The sequence below is a fragment of the Burkholderia sp. ABCPW 14 genome, from assembly GCF_001523835.1.
GTDB lineage: Bacteria > Pseudomonadota > Gammaproteobacteria > Burkholderiales > Burkholderiaceae > Burkholderia > Burkholderia mayonis.
On the sequence record NZ_LOVS01000087.1, the window covers coordinates 42,264 to 62,052 of the forward strand.

Here is a 19,789-nt window from a genome sequence, read left to right on the forward strand (position 1 = left end):
CCGATGAGCGACAACAAGACAACGACCCTGCTCGTGATCGGCGGCGGGCCGGGCGGCTACGTCGCCGCGATTCGCGCGGGGCAGCTCGGCGTGCGCACGATGCTCGTCGAGCGTGACAGGCTGGGCGGCACCTGCCTGAACATCGGCTGCATCCCTTCGAAGGCGCTGATCCACGCGGCGGGCGAATTCGACAAAGTGCGCGGCTTCGCCGGCGATTCGCCGCTCGGCATCCGCACGGAGGCGCCCGCGATCGACATCGCGCGCACCGTCGCGTGGAAGGACGGCATCGTCGGGAAGCTGACGGGCGGCGTCGGCGCGCTGTTGAAGAAGAACGGCGTCGAAGTCGTGCACGGCGATGCGCGGATCGTCGACGGCAAGACCGTCGACGTCGACACGGGCGACGGCGCGCGCGTGCGGGTCCGGTGCGAGCATCTGCTGCTCGCGGCGGGCTCCGGGCCCGTCGAGCTGCCGGCGATGCCGTTCGGCGGCAACGTGATCTCGTCGACCGAGGCATTGTCGCCGCGCACGCTGCCGAAGCGGCTCGTCGTCGTCGGGGCGGGCTACATCGGCCTCGAGCTCGGCATTGCGTACCGGAAGCTCGGCGTCGACGTGACCGTCGTCGAGGCGCGCGAGCGCATCCTGCCGATCTACGACGAGGAACTGACGAAGCCCGTCGCGGCGTCGCTCAAGCGCCTCGGCGTGCGCGTGCATCTCGGCCACAAGGTGCTCGGGCTGAGCGCGCGCGGCGACGCGGTGCGCGTGCAGGACGACGCGCACAAGGAAAGCGAGCTCGCCGCCGACCAGGTGCTCGTGACGGTCGGCCGCCGTCCGCGCACGCAAGGCTGGGGGCTCGAGACGCTGCAGCTCGACCGCGCGGGCGCCGCGCTGAAGATCGACGACATGTGCCGCACGTCGATGCGCAACGTGTGGGCGATCGGCGACCTGACGGGCGAGCCGATGCTCGCGCATCGCGCGATGGCGCAAGGCGAGGTGGTCGCGGAACGGGTCGCTGGCAAGCAGCGCCGTTTCACGCCGGCTGCGATTCCAGCGATCTGCTTCACCGATCCCGAGGTCGTGTCGGTCGGGCTCGCGCCCGACGAGGCTGAACGCGAGCTCGGCGACTGCCTGAGCGCATCGTTTCCGTTCGCCGCGAACGGCCGCGCGCTGACGCTCGAGGGCGCGGACGGCTTCGTGCGCGCCGTCGCGCGCCGCGACGATCACCTGATCGTCGGCTGGCAGGCGGTCGGCGTCGGCGTGTCCGAGCTCGCCGCCGCGTTTTCGCAATCGATCGAAATGGGCGCACGCCTCGAGGACGTCGGTGGTACGATTCACGCACACCCGACGCTCGGAGAAGCGGTGATGGAAGCCGCGCTTCGTGCGCTCGGCCACGCGTTGCACATCTAAAGCACGCATTCGCGATCGCGCGCGACGCGCGATCGCATTCGACATCAACGACGCCGGGACGCGTCGCGATCCCGGCCATCAGGCACAGAGGCGAGCGAGGGCGAATGGCGATCTTCCACTTCCACTACGACGAAAACTAAGCGGTACGGCGATGTGCCGGACGCGTTCGCGCGTCGCGGGCTGCGCCGGCCGACGCGTTTCGTTCGCCATTCCGGCGCGCGCCGCCGGTGCGCGGCGTCGTGCCTCGCGCCGGCGGCTTGCCGCTTGAGCGAACGCAGCCTCTGCCGCGCGCTTCGCGCGCGTTTTCGCCTTCGGTGCGCCGTGTCGGCGTACCGGTTCCAGCCCAGATAACGAGGCCCGCCGGGCACGCCGGCGTTCGACTCGCCCGCGCATCGCACGGGCGCGCCCCCCTTTTTTCCTTGCTCGACTTCGCTTGACGACGGCAGCGCCGCTGCCGCGCGACTGATCACCACCGATGGCCGCCGGTGGCCGTGATGCAGGAGCATTTCTTTTCTTCCCCGACTCCGCACGGCGCGTTCACGTCACCGTTCGCAATTTGACCTGTCGCCGTGAGCCGCCCGGTCGTCGTGCGCTTTCCGGTCGTCGGGCCAAACCGCCATCGCCTTCCTACCCCAACCACTGGATCGGCGTCATGGCTCGACAATCCACCTCAGTTCCTTTCGAACTTTCCTCATCCGATCTCGCGCGGACCCGGCACGGCATCGTCGACGGCAAGCGCATCTCGCTCGGCGTGCAAGGCGACGCGCAGCGCGGCTACGTGCTCGAGCGGCGCTGCAGGAGCCCCGGCGAGCCGGTATCGACGCAGCGCGTCGGCCTGCGCGATCCGGCGGCCGTCGCGGCGTTCGTCGAGCACGACCCGTATGCGGCGCAACTCGGGCTCGACTATCGGGCGGTGCTCGGCGTGCACGGCGCGTCGGATGCGGCGGACCGGCAAGATGCGCGACCTGTGCAGGGTGCACGCCATGCGCACGATGCGGACGGCGCGGCCGATGCATCCCGCCCATCCGGGCCCGTTTTCGCCGCGCCGGTTGCGCAGCCGGAGTTCGCGGCCGAATGCGAGCACGACGGCGCGCTGCTCGCGCTGATGCGCCGCGTTTGCGCGTCGTGCGGCGCGACGCAGTGCTTCTATCACTGGTTCGTCGTCGACGAAGAAACGGGCGAGTTCGCGACTCACGATCTGCTGATCGGCGGCGCGCCCGCATGGGCGCAGCGCTACGTTCACCAGCACTGGTATCTGAACGACCCGGCGGTCGCGCACGCGCGCGACAACACGCAGCCGCTGCGCGGCTCGTCGCTCGCCGCATTGCCGGCCGATCACTGGCTGAACCACTATGCACAGACGCAAGGGCTCGGCAGCAACGTGTTTTTTCCCGCGCATCGGCGCGATGTCGCGACGTTCGGACTGCTGCACGTCGGCACGCCGCTGGCTGCGCCGCAGGGCGAGGATGCGCTGTGGCGCAATCGGCGCGTGCTGCGCGGGCTCGCGAACGAGCTGCTCGAATGGCGCGTCGTGCGGCGGCGGCGCGAGCTCGCGCAGGAGCTGTCGCTCGCCGCACAGGACGTGCTCGCGCTGCGGCTCGTCGCGCGCGGCGGCGGCGCGCGTCACGTGGCCGAGGAGCTGCGGCTCGACGAGCGCGCGGTCTATCAGCTGTTTACCGCGATCAATCGCAAGATGGACAGCAAGCACATCAAGAGCAGCGCGACGAAGGCGAAACGGTTGGGACTGCTCGCCGAGGGCTATATCTCGAAATGAGCGCAACGGCGCGCGTCATATGCCGTAAACAATCTAAGGCATTACGCGGGCGTTTTCCGTTAGCCTGTATCGCACGCATCGGACGCAATACGCGATGCATCGCCGGACGAACGCCGCGCATGCGCGCGGTGCGCCGTCCGGACGCGCTGTCAGGTTTGCCGCTGTATCCATCGATTCAAGATTCAAGTTGAACAAGTGACGAAGTGCGTCCGACGCGGGCTGAGATCGCGCCGGACGCCGAGAAACAGAAACGAGCAGGTTCGAACGAGAGGCAATCGGACGACGAGGGGCCGGTAGACGTCGACGAACGATCGCGCGCATCGACGCATGCATGTGCGGAGCATCGTTCGCCCATCCGCCGGCGCGCAATGCCGCCTGAATCACGAAGGGAAGGCGCCCGCGAAGACGCTTCGCAGCGAGGATTCGGCAGATGGCGACATACATCGAATTGGCGCGGCGGTTGTGGCGGTTGCGGCGGTTGCGGCGGATCGCGCGCGGCGCGGGACGGCGCGCGCTGTCGGTCGGCACGGCGGGGGCGGATGGTGCAGGGCATGCGGTCGACGCCCGCATCGCATCCGCCGGTGCGCTGTATATCGGCAGCGGCTGGTTCCTCATCGGCAGCATCGCGTCGCGTCCCGGCGCATCCGAATTCGCATTGTTCGACGGCCGCTCGGCACCGACAGCCAGATATCCGAAGGAGGAGACGTAATGGCGAGCTCATGGACCGACCGCGCGTCGCGCGCCGCAATCGACGCACACGCCGCATTCGAGCTGCCGGCGCTCGAACGCGAACGGCGCGACGTGCGCGCCGAGCCTGTCGCATCGACGCCGAACGGCCGCGCATCGGCATCGAACGGCGGCGCATCGCCCGCGCCCGACACGCTCACGCAGCACTTCAAGTCCGCGATGCGCAGGTTGACGTCGACGGTGTCGATCGTCGCGACGCGCGAAGCCGAAGCGCGCTTCGGGATGGCGGCGACCGCGGTGAGCGCGGTCAGCACCGAGCCGCCCGCGATTCTCGTGTGCGTCAACCGCACGGCGACGCTCCATGTGCCGCTGATGCGCGCGCGCCGCTTCTCGGTGAATCTGCTGCACGAGCGCCAGCTCGAATTGATTGCGCCGTTCAGCGGCAAGCTCGATCACGATGCGCGCTTCGCGCACGGCGAATGGCGCGACGCGTGCGGCGTGCCGGTGCTCGCCGGCGCGCAGGCGACGCTGCTGTGCGACATCGACGGCGATTTCAGCTACGGCAGCCACACGATCGTGATCGGCAGGGTCGATTCGGTGCGGGTCGCGGGGCCCGTCGCGCCGCTGCTGTGGCAGGACGGCGGGCCGTGCGCGGCGCGCGCGCTGACCGCGTGCGCGCACGATGCGCAATGACGCGGCGTCGGCGAGGGAATTCCTGCACAAATGCGAAACGCTCATATAGACTGCAAAGCGAATCATCTGATGGTTCCATCGCGGCGGCGCGGCGCGTCGACACGCGCCGGATCGTTGCGCCGCAAAGTCTTCGATCGCGCCGAGGCTCGCGTGCGGTGCGAGCGCAAGCGAAGTCGTCGCGTGCATCCGAGGGCCGGCGACACATTGCTTGCCGCACGCCGCGCTATCGCGTTCGCGAATGCGCGTGCCTGCCCGCGCCGCGTGACCGAGGGTGCGACGCCGTATCGACATAAAACGAATCGCGCTGTCCGCGACGTGCCCGCGCCGCGGACAGACGCCATAACAGGAGCGGACATGTTTGCACCCGAAACGCATCGACGCGACGGCTCTCCACGTCTATTCAATCCGGCGATGATCGCCGTGCTCGCCGGCGCGCTCATCATGAGCGCCGCGATGGGCGTGCGGCAAACCTTCGGCCTCTTCATCGGGCCGTTCTCGTTCGATCACGGCTTGCCCGTCACGACGATCGCATTCGCGATCGCGCTGCACAATCTCGTCTGGGGTGTCGCGCAGCCGTTCGCCGGCGCGGCGGCCGACCGCTACGGCTGCGGACCGCTCGTCGCGATCGGCGCGGTCGTGTTCGCGCTCGGTCTCGCGATCGCAGCCATCGCGCCGTCCGGCGCGATGCTCGTGCTCGGGATGGGCGTGCTCGTCGGCATCGGGATCAGCTGCACGAGCTTCGGCGTCGTGCTGACCGCGGTCGGCCGCGGCGCGCCGCCCGAGAAGCGCAGCATGGCGATGGGCATCGCGAGCGCGGGCGGCTCGCTCGGCCAGGTGGCGCTCGTGCCGGTCGCGCAATGGTTCACGTCGCATTCGGGGACGATGGTGTCGCTCCTCGTGCTCGCCGGCTGCCTGATTGCGATTGCGCCGCTCGGCGTGCTGCTCGATCGCCATGCGGGCGCGAGCCGCGCGAGCGCGCACGAGGCGGCGGCCGTCTCGTTGAAGGACGCGCTGTCGCACGCGGCGCGGCATCGCGGCTATTGCCTGCTGACGATCGGCTTCTTCACGTGCGGGTTCCAGCTCGCGTTCATCGCGACCCATCTGCCGAACTACCTGCTGCTTTGCCACATGCCGGTCGGGCTGGGCGCGACGGCGCTCGCGCTGATCGGCCTGTTCAACATGGCGGGAAGCTGGGCGTGCGGCTGGCTCGGCGGACGCTATCGGCAGCATCACGTGCTCGGCTGGCTGTACCTGATTCGCGGCGCGACGATCGCGGTGTTCTTCCTCGCGCCGAAGACGGATGCGTCGGTCGTCGTTTTCGCGGCGATCATGGGGCTCACGTGGCTCGGCACCGTGCCGCTGACGAGCGGGCTCGTCGCGAAGGTGTTCGGCACGCGGCATCTCGGCACGCTGTTCGGCGTCTGCTTCCTCAGTCATCAGATCGGCTCGTTCCTCGGCTCATGGCTCGGCGGCTACGTGTTCGACGTAACGGGGTCGTATTCGCTGATCTGGGGCGCGACGGCGCTCGCGGGGCTGTTCGCCGCGCTGCTGCATTTTCCGATCGACGATGCGCCCGCGCATGGCGGTGCGGTCGCGGCGCGGGCATAGCGCGGCGCGGCGGCGTGCAGGCGCGTGCGAGCGCGTGACGGTGCGCGTGAGGTACGAGCCGGCCGGCCGTCGCCCGATCGATGTGAACAAGAAGCCGGCCTGCGCCGCCGCACCGCTCGCGTGCGCGACATAGCGAACGCAAATGCAAATGGGGCAAACAACACGGCGATTCGACATGACGAATGTTTTGACGACCTTCCCGACGATGCATGCACCGACGCCGCTGCCGCTAGACGAACGCGATGCGCACGTCTGGTACGCGCGCACCGCCGCATGCGACACGCCCGCGCGGCGCGAGCGCTATCGCGCGCTGCTGAGCGCGGACGAGCGGGAGCGCCTCGAACGCTTCGCGTTCGAGCACCTGAAGATCGAGTACCTGGTGACGCGCGCGCTGTGCCGCACGGTGCTGTCCGCGTATGTCGACGACGTCTCGCCCGCGCAGTGGCGGTTCCGCGCGAACGCGCACGGCCGGCCGGAGATCGACGCGGGCGATGCGCGGCCGCCGTTGCGCTTCAATCTGTCGAACGCGCGCAGCGTCGTCGCGTGCATCGTCACGCGAACAGCCGATGCGGGAATCGATGTCGAGGAGGTTGCGCGCAGCAACGATCTCGACGGCATCGCCGCGTCGCATTTCTCGGCGAGCGAGCGCGCGGCGTTCTTCGCGCTGCCGGCCGAACAGCGGCGCGAGCGCTTCTTCGAGCTGTGGACGCTGAAGGAGGCGTACATCAAGGCGCGCGGCGTCGGGCTGTCGATCGATCTCGGACAGTTCTCGTTCGCGCTGCCGGCGCAGCCGATCCGCATCGCGTTCGATCGGCACGCCGACGACGACGCGAGCCATTGGCAGTTCACGTTGCTCGATATCGGCGCGCAGCACCGGATGGCGGTCGGGATTCGCGACGCCCGCGCGGCGACGCATCCATTCGACATCCGCGTGCGCGAGATCGTGCCGGGTCCGGCCGCGAGCCTGCGCGGCGCGGCCGCGATCGACTGAGCGCGCTGGCGCGCTGACAAGGGGACGATCGCTTCGTGCACGGAGCGGTCTCGTGAATTTTATTAGTATCGCGAACAGACGGGCGACGTTCGCCCGACGTTCGCAACAGGCGTCGTCGCTCGACGAAGACCGGGTTCGACGGATGACGGCGCCGCGAGGCCGCACGCCATGACATGCGGCCTTACCGGGCGCGCGGCGACGGCGGCGTCTGTGCCGCGGCGTTCGCGCGCGCTGTTTGAACGTTTCGATAGAGCCTTCCCATGACCAGAAAACACATCCATTTCGGCGTCCTGATACAGGGGGCGGGTGCGAACATGAACGCGTGGAAGCATCCGAGCGTGCCCCCGGACGCGAGCATCAACTTCGACTTCTACGTCGATCGCGCGCGCCGCGCCGAAGCGGCCGGCATTGCGTTCGCGTTCATCGCGGATTCGGCGTACGTGACGCCGAAGTCGGCGCCGCACTTCCTCAACCGCATCGAGCCGATCTCGCTGCTGTCCGCGCTCGCGGCCGTCACGTCGAAGATCGGTCTCGTCGGCACGGTGTCGTCGTCATACAGCGAGCCGTACACGGTCGCGCGGCAGTTCGCTTCGCTCGACCTGATCAGCGGCGGGCGCGCGGGCTGGAACGTCGTGACGTCGTCGATCGAGGGCACGGGGAAGAATTACGGCCGCCCGCATCCGGATCACGCGCAGCGCTACGCGATCGCCGAAGAGCATCTCGACGTGGTCCAGGGCCTGTGGGATAGCTGGGACGACGACGCGCTCGTCCGCGATCGCGCGACCGGCCGCTTCTTCGATCCGGACAAGCTGCATCGTCTCGATCACCGCGGCCGTTTCTTTTCGGTCGAAGGGCCGCTCAACATCCGGCGCTCGCCGCAAGGGCAGCCGGTGATCTTCCAGGCGGGCTCGTCGGAAGACGGGATCGGCTTCGCGGGCCGCTATGCGGACGCGGTGTTCTCGAACGGCGGCACGTTCGACGACGCGCGCACGTTCCACCGCCGCGTGAAGGCGGCGGCCGCCGCCGCGGGCCGGAATCCGGACCACGTGAAGGTGTTTCCGGGCATCGGCCCGATCGTCGGCGCGACGCAGGACGAAGCCGACGACAAGTACCGGCAGGTGCGCGATCTGCTGTCTGCGCGCGAGGCGCTCGCGTATCTCGGCCACTTCTTCCAGCAGCACGACTTCAGCGTCTATCCGCTCGACGGCCCGTTTCCCGACATCGGCAGCCTCGGCAGCGACGGCTTCCAGTCGACCACCGACAACATCAAGCGGCTCGCGCGCGAGCGCAATCTGACGCTGCGCGAGGTTGCGTACGAAGTCGCGACGCGGCGCTCGAACATCGGCACGTCGGAAGCGTTCATCGGCACGCCGGACAAGGTCGCGGACGAGATGATCCGCTGGGTCGACGAAGGCGCGGCGGACGGCTTCATGCTCGGCCTGCCGGTGACGGGCTTCGGGCTCGACGACTTCGTCGATTACGTGCTGCCCGAGCTGACCGCGCGCGGCTACTTCGATCCGGTGCGGCGTGGCGCGACGCTGCGCGACCATCTCGGGCTGCCTTACAGGGAGAGTCGCTACGCTCATGACGCACAGGTTGCGGCAATTTAGCTAAACTGGCCGGCGGCGCGGCTTGCAACCCGCCGCCAGCCAGGGCGTCCGGCCGAGTACAGCGCACCGATCGCCCGCAACCTATCCGATGCGCCGCCGCCACGAGCAGCGGCGATCTCATGGAGACGCTCATGAAAGTAGGATTCATCGGCATCGGCGTGATGGGGCAGCCGATGGCGCTCAATCTCGCGCGCGCCGGTACCGAACTCGTCGTGTGGAATCGCACGCCCGAACGTTGCGAACCGTTGCGCGCGGCCGGCGCGCAGGTCGCCGATTCGGCGGCCGACGTCTACCGCCAGGCGCGCATCGTGATCCTGATGATGGCGACCGACGCCGCGCTCGACGCGGTGCTCGGCCGCGGCACGCCCGCGTTCGCGGAAAACGTCGCGCGGCACACGATCGTCCATATGGGGACGGTGTCGGCCGAGTATTCGCGCGGCCTCGAAGCCGATATCCGCGCGGCGGGCGGCCGCTACGTCGAGGCGCCCGTGTCGGGCTCGCGCAAGCCGGCCGAGGCCGGGCAGCTCGTTGCGATGCTGGCGGGTGAGCCGGCGGTGGTCGACGAGGTGCGGCCGCTGCTCGAGCCGATGTGTCATGAGATCGTCGCGACCGGGCCGGTGCCGACCGGCCTGCTGATGAAGCTCGCCGTCAACACGTTCCTGATCTCGATGGTGACGGGGCTCGCCGAGGCCGCGCATGCGGCGCGCGGCTTCGGGCTCGACATGAAGCAGTTCCAGGCGGTGCTCGATGCAGGGCCGATGGCGAGCAGCGTGTCGCGCGTGAAGATCGACAAGCTCGTCAACGAAGACTTCGACGTCCAGGCGTCGATCACCGACGTGCTGAAGAACAGCCGGCTCGCGACCGAGGCCGCGCATGGCGCGCATCTCGCGTCGCCGCTGCTCGAAGTCTGCTGCGATCTGTATCGCGAGACCCTGGAGCTCGGGCACGGGCAGGCGGACATGGCGGCGGTCGTGCGCGCGATCGAGACGCGCAGCGCGGCGCGGAACGCGGGTGGTTGACGAACGCGGGTTCGTCCGGATTCGTCGCGATGTGCGGCGCGTCTGCGCGATGACGGGCCGCTCTCGATACAGAGACCGCATGCGCGGACAGTCCGTCGCGACGGACGCTTGCGATCGGCGCGGCGTACGCCGTTCGCGTTCGCGTTCGCGTTCGCGCGCTCGCGGGCGAATGGCGTGCGGGGTGCGCGGAATCGAACGATCGATGGCGACGCGGCGATCCGTTTTTCGACACAAACGCGCAATGGCGCAAGCGCGTCGGTCCGCTTCGATCCGCGTGGGAGATCATGCATGACGAGCCATCATTCGAACGGCGCGCCGGTCGCATTGACGATCGCTTCGGAAGCGGACCGGCCGCTCGTCCGATCGATGTTGCACCGCTACCTGTCGGAACTCGGCCAGTACGACGAAGTGAGTTCCGACTACCCCTATTTCGAGCTGTACTGGCAATCCGGCGAAGCGCGCTGGCCCTATCTGCTCGACGCGGGACCGGAGCGCGTCGGCTTCGCGTTCGTGCGCGCGCCCGGCGAGCCGGGCATCGATTATTCGATCGCCGAGTTCTTCATCTTGCCGCCGGCGCGTGGCCGGGGCTGCGGCGTCGCCGCGGCATGCGCGCTGTGGCGCGCGCAACCGGGGCGCTGGGAAGTCGGCGTGATGCGCGGGAACGCGCCCGCTCGTCATTTCTGGCCGCGTGCGATCGCCGCGGCCGGCGCGACGAACGTCGTGCGGCTCGAAGGAAACGGCGACACCGTTTTTCATTTCGACATAGCCGGCTGATCGGCATTTCGTTCGTCCGACGAAGGCCGAGGCGGGCGACCAACGTATCGATCACTTCGATCACTTCGATCACTTCGATCACTTCGATCGCATCGATCGCATCGATCGCATCGATCGCATCGACGCGAAGCGCGTGCTCGGGATCGCGCGTTTCGCGTGCGACCGGGACGACGCGTTTCGCGCCGCCTCGACATCGGCGCGGCCGGGCGATGCGCGGCACGCGCATTCAATGCTGCGCGACTTCCTCTTCGTGCTCGCGCATCAGCGCGAGCCGGTTGTACAACGTCTTCAGGCTGATGCCGAGCGCCTTCGCGGTGCGCGGCTTGTCGCCGTTGAAATGCTCGAGCGACGCGGCAATGAAGCGTTGCTGCGAATGCGCGAGCGTCGCGCCGAGCGGCAGCGACATCGCGTTCTTGCGCACGTCGCCGCGCGGCGGCGGCCGCTTCACCGTCAGCAGGTCGATCTGCTCGTCGGAGAGGATGTACGCGCGCTCGATCGCATTGCGCAGCTCGCGCACGTTGCCGGGCCACGAATAGGCGCGCAGCGTCTTCAGCGCCTGCCCCGACAGCCGCTTGCGCGTGCCGTGCCGCGTGTTCAGCGCGTCGACAAGCGCTTGCGCGATGCTCTCGATGTCGTCCTCGCGATACCGGAGCGCCGGCACGCGCAGCGCGAACACCGCCAGCCGGTAGAACAGGTCTTCGCGAAAGCGTCCTTCCTGGACGGCTTCGGCCGGATTGTGATGGGTGGCGGCGACGATGCGCACGTCGAGCGCGATCGGTTCGCTGCCGCCGACGCGCATGATGCTGTTCGACTCGAGCGCGCGCAGCAGCTTGACTTGCAGGTCGCGCGGCATCTCCGCGATTTCGTCGAGAAAGATCGTGCCGCCGCGCGCGGCCTCGAAAAAGCCGATGTGTTGCGCGGCCGCGCCGGTGAAGCTCCCTTTCTCGTGACCGAACAATTGCGATTCGGCGATGTCGTGCGGAATCGCGCCGCAATTGACGGGGACGAACGGGCCGTGATGGCGCGGACTCATGTCATGAAGGAGCCTGGCGACGATATCCTTGCCGACCCCACTTTCGCCGACGATCAGCACGCTTGCGCGGGTTGCAGCCACTTTTTCGACCTTCTGCAGCAACGCCTGGATCAGACACGAATTGCCGTGCAGCCGTCTGCCGTCACTGCAGTGTTGCGACATGGATGTCTCGCTAAGTGGGATGCCCTGAGCCCGCGCCGTGCGGGCCTGCTCCGACGGAATCGGCATCGATTGCATTCGGTGCTTGCATTTTTTACACAGGAGAAGCCTAGCGACTATTTTTCAATTGATGAATTGAAATTTCCAATGTCGCGGGCGCGCCCGGATAGAAATATCCGATAGCGGGCATCGCGGCGGACGCGTTTTCTATACTGTAACGAGCAATGCGTTTCGCAGCCGCGATCGATCGGTCCGAATGATCCGATCGATCGCGCATCGTCAATCGGCCGGCATCGTTCGGCTGCCTAATCTATGCGCCAGCATGCGGGCTCGTTCGTTGCTTGTGTCGGCGCAGCGAATGGAAGGAGCGTGAATGCCCTACATTCTGATCGTCGAGGACGACGCGGACACGAGAGACATGCTGTCCGCGCTCGCCCATACCCAGCAACTCTCCTGCGATGCGGCCGCGACGCTGGAGGAAGCGCGCACGCTGATTGCTACGAATACGCCTGACCTCGTGCTGTGCGATCTCGTCTTGCCGGACGGAAACGGCATGGATCTCTTCGATGAGCTGCCGAAAGGCGCGCACGTGGAGATGGTGCTGACGACGGGACACGCGAGCCTCGAGACCGCGATCGACGCGTTGCGGCGCGGCGCGACCGATTATCTGGTGAAGCCGCTCAACATCCAGCGGCTCAACAGCATCTTTGCGCGCGTGCCGCGCACCAGCGTGCTGCATGAAGAGATCGCCGCGCTGCGTTCCGAGCTGCAGCGGCTCGGCCGCTTCGGCAGAATGCTCGGCAGCTCGCCCGTGATGCAGACAACGTACGACGCGATCAGCCGCGTCGCGGGCACCGAGGCGTCCGTGCTGCTGATGGGCGAATCGGGCACCGGCAAGGAACTCGCCGCGCAGACGATCCACGATCAGAGTCTGCGCCGCAAGGGGGCGTTTCTCGCGGTCAACTGCGGGGCGATCGCGGCGAACCTCGTCGAAAGCGAGATGTTCGGCCACGACCGCGGCAGCTTCACCGGCGCGGATCGTCAGCACAAGGGCTTTTTCGAGCGCGCGGATGGCGGCACGCTGTTTCTCGACGAGATCACCGAGATGCCCGTCGAGTCGCAAGTGAAGCTGCTGCGCGTGCTCGAGACGGGACGCCTGACGCGGCTCGGCTCCGCGCGCGAGATCGACGTCGACGTGCGGATCGTCGCCGCGACGAATCTCGATCCGGAAGCCGCGATGGCGGACGGCAAGCTGCGCCCGGACCTGTATCACCGGATCAACGTGTTTCCGATCACGCTGCCGCCGCTGCGCGCGCGCGGCGACGACTTACCGATGCTCGCCGAGGCGTTCCTGCGGCAGCTCGGCGAAGAGAGCGGGCGGACGATGCACTTCTCGCCGTCCGCGCTCGCCGCGCTGTCGGGATACGATTGGCCGGGCAACGTGCGCGAGCTGCGCAACCTCGTGCAGCGCGCGTGCATTTTCAGCGACGGCGACGTGATCGACACATTGCCGCCGCCGATCATGGAGGAAGTGGCGAGCGAGCCGGGCGACGTCGGCGATTCGGTCACGGTGCCGTTCGGCGCGACGCTAGAGGAAGTCGACAAGCGGATCATTCTCGGCACGCTCGAACGGTGCGGCGGCGTGAAGACGCACGCGGCCGAGGTGCTCGACATCAGTTTGAAGACGATCTACAACCGGCTCGCGCAACTGGAAGAAGAGGGCGACGACAAGTCGAAGCGATGAAGATGCGGACGATGCCGATGCCGATGCGGTTGCGGTTGCGGTTGCCGTTGCCGTTGCCGTCGTCGAGCTTGCTGGCGCGCGATGCGGCCGGCGGCTTCGACGATGCGCCGCTTCGCGTCGACGCGATGCGGCATCGTATGACGCTCGCGCGGCGTCGACGGCAGGCCGGCAATCGTGCGCGGCCAGCCGCGGAAGCCGCCCGCGTCGCGCCGCGTGCGAGGCGCGAGTCGCCGCGTGCGCCGGTCCTCGGCGCGCCGCGCGTCGTCGGCGGTCGCGAAACCCGCACGGCGGCCCCATCATGGCGCGGGCGGGCGCGGCGGCGGGATGCGGGCGAACACAGTGACGACGACCGAGCCGGGCGATTGCGCGCGCAGCCGTGCGCAGCCGACTGCACCGCCGTCGAGATGCGGCAAGACGACGAGCCGGCGGCGCGTCGGTGTCGTGATGGTCGAGCCTCGGCGACGCAGCGGGGGCGGGCCTGCCGCGTTTTCGTTCGGGGCCGCCGCTTCCGTGCCTCCGGGCCTTGTCCGGGTGCGGCGCAGCACCGCGCGCACACGCGCGAGCGGGAGTCGATGTGATGGCGCGATTTGCACGAAGACGCACGAGAAGTTATGCGGCGATCGCCGGGCTCGTCGCGATCGCGACGCTGCTGCAGGCGGCGCTCGTGCATTTCGGCAGCGCCGACATGCCGCTCATGCCATATTTCCCGTTCATCGCGGCGGCCGCGTGGGCGACGTCGCTCGCGGGCGGGCTCGGCGCGACGCTCGCGAGCGCCGTGCTGATCTGGGTGATGTTTCTGTCCGACACGATCGCGTATCCGGGGCCGCTGTCGGCGCGGATCGTGCAGCTCGCGACATTCGTCATCGTGAACGGCGCGATCTGCGCGATCGTCGCGGCGCTCAAGCGCTCGCGGCGCATGAACGAGGCGCTGCGCCGCCGCGAGGCGTTCGCGCGGCGCTACTACGAGGCGCTGCTGCAGTCGCTCACGCAGGGCGTGATCGTCAGCGACCGGCGCGGGGTGCTCACATACATGAACCCGGCCGCCGCCGAGCTGATCGGCTGCGATGCGACGGTCGTGCGCGGCCTGCCGTTTCGCGACGTGTTCAACGCGTACGACGGCCGCGGCGTGCGCGCCCGGTCGACCGCGCTCGAGCAGGTGCTGCGAAGCGGCGAGAGCGCGACCGTCGAGCATCATTGGCTCGCGCCGCGCGACGGCGCGCGCGTGCCGATCGCCGAAGTTGCGTCGCCGCTCGTCGATTCGGCGGGCGACATGACGGGCGCGGTGCTGATCGTGCGCGACATCAGCGGCGATCGCGAGCGCGCGGCCGCGAACCGGATGCTGCAGCGGCTCGTCGACGCTTCGCCCGATGCGATCGTCGGCGTCGGCGCGGATCGCCGGATCACGAGCTGGAATCCGGCCGCGCACCGGATATTCGGCTATGACGAGCAGGCGGCGCGCGGCCGCGACGTCGCGATGCTGCTCGCGCCGCGCTGGAGACGCCGCCATCCGCTGCCCGCGTCGGTGTCCGGCGTGCAGGAGCCGATCGAGAACGTCGACGTGCTGTGCATGCGGCAGGACGGCTCGCGCCTGCGCGCGACGCTGTCGGCGTCGCCCGTGTTCGACGATCGCGACGCGTGCGTCGCGCTGTCGCTGACGCTGCGCGATACCGGCGAGCAGCGCCGCCGCGAGCGCCGCACCCATCACTCGCTGCGCGGCGCGCGCGACGCGCGCCGGCAGGCCGACACGTCGAACCGGCTGAAGGATGAACTGCTCGCGACCGTGTCGCACGAGCTGCGCACGCCGCTCAACGTGATCTATGGCTGGATCGAGGTGCTGCGCAATCCGGTCGACGGCGCGCTGCAGCGGCAGGCGATCGATGCGATCGACCGCAGCGCTCGCTCGCTGTCGCGAATGGTCGGCGACATCCTCGACGCGTCGTCGCTCGCGACGGGCAAGCTGCGGCTCGATGCGATGCCGGTCGACCTCGTGCGCATCGTCAACGACGTGACGGGCACGCTCGGCACGGCCGCGCAGGCCGAAGGGCTCGATTTGACGATCGAATGCGCGCTCGAGACCTGCATCGTGTCCGGCGACGGCGAGCGGCTGCGGCAGATGCTGTCGAACCTGCTGTCGAACGCGTTCAAGTTCACGCAGCGCGGCGGTCGCGTGACGGTGTCGCTCGTGCGCACCGACACGCACGCGACGCTCACGGTCGCCGATACGGGCCAGGGCATCTCGCCGGAATTCCTGCCGCACGTGTTCGAAGCGTTCCGCCGTGCGGACGGCTCGCCCGCATCGCCACGGCGGGGGCTCGGTCTCGGGCTATCGATCGTGCGGCACATCGCGGAGCTGCACGGCGGCAAGGTCGAGGCCGCGAGCGCAGGCAAGAGCCGCGGCACGACGTTCGCCGTCACGCTGCCGGCCGGCTGGCAGCCGATCGGCGCGCTCGCGTGGGCTGCGCAACAGGCTGCGCGCGGCGCGCCGATGACGCTCGGCGCACAGCGGATCTTGCTCGTCGACGACGACGCGACGTCGCGCGCGAGTCTCGCCGCCGCGCTGAAGACGCTCGGTGCGGAGGTGATCGTCGCGGCGTCGGGGCGCGAGGCGATCGCGAAGGCGGGCGCGATGCGGCCGACCGTCGTGCTGTCCGATCTCGCGATGCCGGACGGCGACGGCTTCTGGCTGCTCGACACACTGCGCCATGCGCGCGCGCGCGCGGCGAACGACGCGCCGGTGCTCGCCGTCACCGCGCACGCGGGACGCGAGGACGAGCGCCGCGTGCTTGCCGCGGGCTTCGACGGCTATCTGTGCAAGCCGGTCGACCTGCAGACGCTCGCGCGCGCGATCCTGCGCGCGACGGGGAGCCGCTGACGCGCGCGAGCGCGCGGCCGCGCAGTCGTCGGCAGTCGTCGGCGGTTATCGGGGCCGGCCTGCGCGACATCGCTCCTGTCTCGACGCTACGCACCGACATTCGGCCCGCCGCGCGCACTCACGCGCGCGAGCAGGTGCGATGCAATACGCGTGCCGCGCATGAGATCGCCCGGCGCGCGATGCGACGCCCGCCCGCTGACCAATGCGATTTTCTGCGTGGCGATGGCCTCCCGCGATGCGGATGCGACCTGTGCCCACGGCCCGCCGGACGCGCAACACGCATGCCTGTTTGCATCGCGCGCAAGTTGCGCGAACGCGGCCGCAAAAAATTACAACGGCTTGCCGAAAAGCACGGCGGCTCGCGCCCCGCGATGTGCGAGCCCATGTCTTGCGCCGGCCGCGCACGGTGGAACGCCGTTTGCGACGCCGTGATGCACCCGGCCGCCGCGCCGATTCGACAAAAGGAGCTGACGATGAAAGGAATGCAATTACCCACATCGCAAGACATGCCCCGGCATTCGCCGCGCCAAGCCGCGAAGCGCTTCGGCGGCTTCGGCGCGGCCGTGCTGATCGCGATCGCGGCCGTGTGCCTCGCGTTGCCGCAAGCCGCGGCGGCCGCGGGCGACGACGCGGGCGGCGCGAACGGCCCGAACGACATGACGGGCGCGAATACCGTGAATCGCGCGAGCGACATGAGCGACGCGAACAGCGGGTCTTCGTCGCATTCGACGAGCACGGGTACGCGGCTGCGCGACACCGCGATCACGACGAAGGTGAAGGCTGCGCTGCTCGGCACGAACGACTTGAAGTCGGGCGACATCCACGTGACGACGCGGCGCGGCACGGTCCAGCTCGCGGGCACGGTGCCCGACGAACGGCAGCGCACGCTCGCCGTCGACGTCACGAAGCAGGTGGAGGGCGTGAAGACCGTGCGCGACAAGCTGTCGGTGCAGCCGAAATAACCGGTTCGTCCGGCAGGGAATTCGGTCATGAAACGCACGCTGAAGCCGATCGGCGAGCAGACGATCGTGATTAGCGGCGCGATGAGCGGCATCGGTCTCGTCGCCGCGCGCAAGGCCGCGAAGAAGGGCGCGAAGCGCGTGCTCGCCGCACGCAACGAGACCGCGCTCGAAGCGCAGTGTGAAGAGATTCGACAGCACGGCGACCTGGCCGTCGCGGCCGCCGCCGACGTCAGCCGCTACGAGGCGACGCCGCGTCGCCCGCGTGCGATCGCTTCGTAGTCCGGGCATCGTTTCGCGCGGGTCGGGCGAGCTGTCGTTCGATTCGCGGATGCGGCGATTCGCCGTCCGATCAGGCGTCCGGCGACGCGCGGCGCGATCCGCCGCCGCGCCGCCGCGATGCGTCATTCGACAGGAGGTTGCCAGATGACATCCCGACACCATCCGCATACCGGCCACGAGCTGAGCCGCTCGCGTGCGCAAGAAGGCGATCGCATGCAGCAGGATCACGACAAGGGCGGCCATCAGAGAGGGCGCGGCAAGGCGCCGAGCCGGGTCGGCATTCAAAAGGCGCTGAAGGGCATCGGCTATCCGGCGAGCAAGGACGACGTCGTCCATTGCGCGGAGCGCTCGCACGCCGGCGCCGATGTCATCGACATGCTTCGGCGAATTGCAGGCCGGCGGTACGACACGCCGGCGTCGGTGTCGAAGGAAGTCGGCAAGCTCATGTGAGGCGAGCGAGGGGCGCAGCCGCCGTCGGCGAGTGACGACGGCCGCGGGCGGTGCATTCTCACAGGAGGTGACCGATGAAAACGCGCAGATGGATCATCGCAGGCGCATGCAGTGCGGCGCTCGGCGCGGCCGCGCCGCATGCGCAGATGCCGAGCGGGCCGCCTGAACCGAACGCCCGCGTCGGCAGCGTCGGCGTCATCAATCCGCCTGACGGCAAGAGCGACGCGCAGATCGTGAAGCGGCCGCAAGGCATCGACGCCGAATTTGTCGACAAGGCCGCACTCGCCGGCAAGAGCGAAGTGCAGGCGGGCCAGCTCGCCGGCGAGCGCTCGGCGACGCCGGACGTGCGCGCGTTCGCGAAGCGGATGATCGCCGATCATGGCCGGCTCAACGAGGCGCTGCGCCGGCTCGCCGAGCGCAAGGGCTTGCCCGTGCAGGCCGCGCAGATCATCGATCCGGACGTCGAGGCGCTGCGCGGCAAGAATGGCCGCGACTTCGACGTCGCGTACCTTGCCGCCGCGGGCCCGGCCGCGCACCGCAAGGCGATCCGGCTGTTCGAGGACGAAGCGCGGGCGGGCCGCGACCCCGATCTGCGCGCGTTCGCCGCGCAGACGCTGCCGATGTTGCGGCGGCACCTCGCCGACGCACGCGCGGTGTCGCACAAGGTCGGCGCGGCGCGCTGACGCCGTTCGCGATCGTGCTCGACATTGCGATGCTGGGCCTCGACGGGCTCGAGATCGCCCAGCGGCTGCGGCGCGAGCGGGAAACCGCGGACATGCTGCTCGTCGCGTGCAGCGCGTTCTCTCGGCGCGGCAGGACCTCGCGCGCGCGAGGCGGGATTCGACGCGCACTGCGCGAAGCCGCTGACGCCGCACCGCCTGCTGTGCTTTCTCGAAGCGGCGAGCGCGGGCGCGCGCGACGGCTGAATTTCTCGGCTGACGCTTTCGTTACAGCGCGTTTGTAAAAAAGAACGAGGCAGGTGTGCGCGCCGCGCAAAAAGAGAGCGCCGCGAGGCGCTCGAAGGACTGCTCTGCGCTCGAACCTCAGGTTCCCGGACGTGTTCACAGAGCAGCGCGCCGCACGGCGCCGCGCGCGACCTGAACGCCGGCGCTAGTGCCGGCCCTCGCCGCGCTCGGGCTGGTCGGGCGACGCCTCGCGGGGCGGCGCGTCGATGCCGAGCTCCTCGTCGACATCGCTCCAGTACGGCGCGCTGCCGTAGTACTGATGCAGCGACGCGGCCCAGTTCGGATCGGCCATCGCCGGCCAATGGCTCTTGTCGAATCCGGGCGCGTTCTTGATGCGCTCGGACGATACCGACACGAGAAAGCACTTGCGGTCGGTGTCGAGCGTGAGCGCGCTCCACGGAATCGCGAGCAGCTTGTCGCCGATGCCGAGCAAGCCGCCGCTCGACAGCACCGCATACGCGACCCGGCCCGTCCGCACGTCGAGCATGATCTCCTTGATCTTGCCGACGTCGTCGCCGTCCGTCGTGTAAACCTTGTCGCCATCGAGCGTGCCCGCCGCCATCACGTCGGGCCCAGGGCCCGCGGCGGTGGCGCGACCCTTGCCGATGATCCGCGTGGTGCCTGGTTGAGGGGTGTTCATCGTCGATCTCCTTCAATTAAGCGACGGCCGGACGTCGTCCGGCGGCGTCGCGCGACCGGGCGATGCCGCCGCACCGGTCCGGACAGGGCGCGGTGCGGGCGCACGGCCCGCTGCCGCGTCCGGTT

17 protein-coding genes and 3 pseudogenes are annotated in these 19,789 nt (G+C 69.1%); 16 read left to right on the forward strand and 4 right to left on the reverse strand.

Annotated elements, in window-relative coordinates; all coding sequences use genetic code 11:
* Window positions 1–3: 3 nt before the first annotated feature.
* Window positions 4–1,404 (forward strand): dihydrolipoyl dehydrogenase, encoded by a 1,401-nt coding sequence (lpdA, locus tag WS62_RS12995; protein ID WP_066571251.1) that lies wholly within the window; start codon window positions 4–6, stop codon window positions 1,402–1,404.
* A 44-nt stretch (window positions 1,405–1,448) separates the two neighbouring features.
* Here the strand turns inward: lpdA and WS62_RS33540 are convergent, their stop codons facing one another.
* Complete coding sequence (locus WS62_RS33540; protein WP_231748279.1) at window positions 1,449–1,910, reverse strand: hypothetical protein; 462 nt, start codon at window positions 1,908–1,910, stop codon at window positions 1,449–1,451.
* Between the two features lie 146 nt (window positions 1,911–2,056).
* Here WS62_RS33540 and WS62_RS13000 point away from each other — a divergent pair, with 146 nt between their 5' ends.
* The 8 genes from WS62_RS13000 to WS62_RS13035 all read left to right on the forward strand — a co-directional run bounded on the left by WS62_RS13000 (window position 2,057) and on the right by WS62_RS13035 (window position 10,560).
* The gene (locus WS62_RS13000; protein WP_066571253.1) at window positions 2,057–3,178 is read left to right on the forward strand and encodes an autoinducer binding domain-containing protein; all 1,122 of its coding nucleotides are present in this window, start codon (window positions 2,057–2,059) and stop codon (window positions 3,176–3,178) included.
* Window positions 3,179–3,608: 430 nt separating this feature from the next.
* Entirely contained in the window at window positions 3,609–3,887 is a 279-nt protein-coding gene (locus tag WS62_RS13005; RefSeq protein WP_066571254.1) for a hypothetical protein, read from the forward strand.
* Window positions 3,887–4,558 carry a flavin reductase family protein gene (locus WS62_RS13010; protein WP_066571255.1) on the forward strand — a complete coding sequence of 224 codons (672 nt, stop codon included), beginning with the start codon at window positions 3,887–3,889 and terminating at the stop codon, window positions 4,556–4,558. The genes WS62_RS13005 and WS62_RS13010 overlap by 1 nt, the downstream gene beginning before the upstream one ends.
* 354 nt (window positions 4,559–4,912) lie before the next feature.
* Complete coding sequence (locus WS62_RS13015) at window positions 4,913–6,166, forward strand: MFS transporter (RefSeq protein WP_066571257.1); 1,254 nt, start codon at window positions 4,913–4,915, stop codon at window positions 6,164–6,166.
* 175 nt (window positions 6,167–6,341) lie between these two features.
* On the forward strand, window positions 6,342–7,157 hold the full coding sequence (locus WS62_RS13020) for a 4'-phosphopantetheinyl transferase family protein (RefSeq protein WP_066571259.1): 816 nt from the start codon (window positions 6,342–6,344) through the stop codon (window positions 7,155–7,157).
* Window positions 7,158–7,417: 260 nt separating this feature from the next.
* On the forward strand, window positions 7,418–8,767 hold the full coding sequence (locus WS62_RS13025; protein ID WP_066571261.1) for an LLM class flavin-dependent oxidoreductase: 1,350 nt from the start codon (window positions 7,418–7,420) through the stop codon (window positions 8,765–8,767).
* A 119-nt stretch (window positions 8,768–8,886) separates the two neighbouring features.
* Window positions 8,887–9,786 (forward strand): NAD(P)-dependent oxidoreductase, encoded by a 900-nt coding sequence (locus WS62_RS13030; protein WP_197422824.1) that lies wholly within the window; start codon window positions 8,887–8,889, stop codon window positions 9,784–9,786.
* A gap of 288 nt (window positions 9,787–10,074) precedes the next feature.
* A complete protein-coding gene (locus WS62_RS13035) occupies window positions 10,075–10,560 on the forward strand; it encodes a hypothetical protein (RefSeq protein ID WP_066571350.1) in 486 nt (161 codons plus the stop codon).
* Window positions 10,561–10,786: 226 nt separating this feature from the next.
* Here the strand turns inward: WS62_RS13035 and WS62_RS13040 are convergent, their stop codons facing one another.
* Window positions 10,787–11,755: a sigma-54 interaction domain-containing protein gene (locus WS62_RS13040; RefSeq protein ID WP_066571265.1), complete on the reverse strand. Its 969-nt coding sequence runs from the start codon at window positions 11,753–11,755 to the stop codon at window positions 10,787–10,789.
* A 370-nt stretch (window positions 11,756–12,125) separates the two neighbouring features.
* Between WS62_RS13040 and WS62_RS13045 the strand changes: the two genes are divergently transcribed.
* Window positions 12,126–13,496 (forward strand): sigma-54-dependent transcriptional regulator, encoded by a 1,371-nt coding sequence (locus WS62_RS13045; RefSeq protein WP_066571266.1) that lies wholly within the window; start codon window positions 12,126–12,128, stop codon window positions 13,494–13,496.
* A 212-nt stretch (window positions 13,497–13,708) separates the two neighbouring features.
* Here WS62_RS13045 and WS62_RS38115 read toward each other — a convergent pair.
* Window positions 13,709–13,942: pseudogene (locus tag WS62_RS38115) on the reverse strand (PIG-L family deacetylase); the annotation flags it as partial.
* Between the two features lie 131 nt (window positions 13,943–14,073).
* On the opposite strand from WS62_RS38115, the gene WS62_RS13055 reads away from it, so the two are divergent.
* The 6 genes and pseudogenes from WS62_RS13055 to WS62_RS13080 form a co-directional block, all read left to right on the forward strand.
* A complete protein-coding gene (locus WS62_RS13055) occupies window positions 14,074–16,368 on the forward strand; it encodes a hybrid sensor histidine kinase/response regulator (RefSeq protein ID WP_066571268.1) in 2,295 nt (764 codons plus the stop codon).
* A gap of 473 nt (window positions 16,369–16,841) precedes the next feature.
* Window positions 16,842–17,330 carry a BON domain-containing protein gene (locus tag WS62_RS13060; RefSeq protein ID WP_442855087.1) on the forward strand — a complete coding sequence of 163 codons (489 nt, stop codon included), beginning with the start codon at window positions 16,842–16,844 and terminating at the stop codon, window positions 17,328–17,330.
* 27 nt (window positions 17,331–17,357) lie between these two features.
* Window positions 17,358–17,585, forward strand: a pseudogene (locus WS62_RS13065) (SDR family NAD(P)-dependent oxidoreductase); the annotation flags it as partial.
* Between the two features lie 168 nt (window positions 17,586–17,753).
* Entirely contained in the window at window positions 17,754–18,059 is a 306-nt protein-coding gene (locus WS62_RS13070) for a DUF2795 domain-containing protein (protein WP_066571276.1), read from the forward strand.
* Window positions 18,060–18,133: 74 nt separating this feature from the next.
* Entirely contained in the window at window positions 18,134–18,742 is a 609-nt protein-coding gene (locus WS62_RS13075) for a DUF4142 domain-containing protein (RefSeq protein ID WP_066571277.1), read from the forward strand.
* A 2-nt stretch (window positions 18,743–18,744) separates the two neighbouring features.
* Window positions 18,745–18,985, forward strand: a pseudogene (locus tag WS62_RS13080) (response regulator); the annotation flags it as partial.
* A gap of 184 nt (window positions 18,986–19,169) precedes the next feature.
* Here the strand turns inward: WS62_RS13080 and WS62_RS13085 are convergent.
* Window positions 19,170–19,664, reverse strand: coding sequence for a PRC-barrel domain-containing protein (locus WS62_RS13085; protein WP_066571279.1), 495 nt, complete (start codon window positions 19,662–19,664; stop codon window positions 19,170–19,172).
* Window positions 19,665–19,789: the final 125 nt, after the last annotated feature.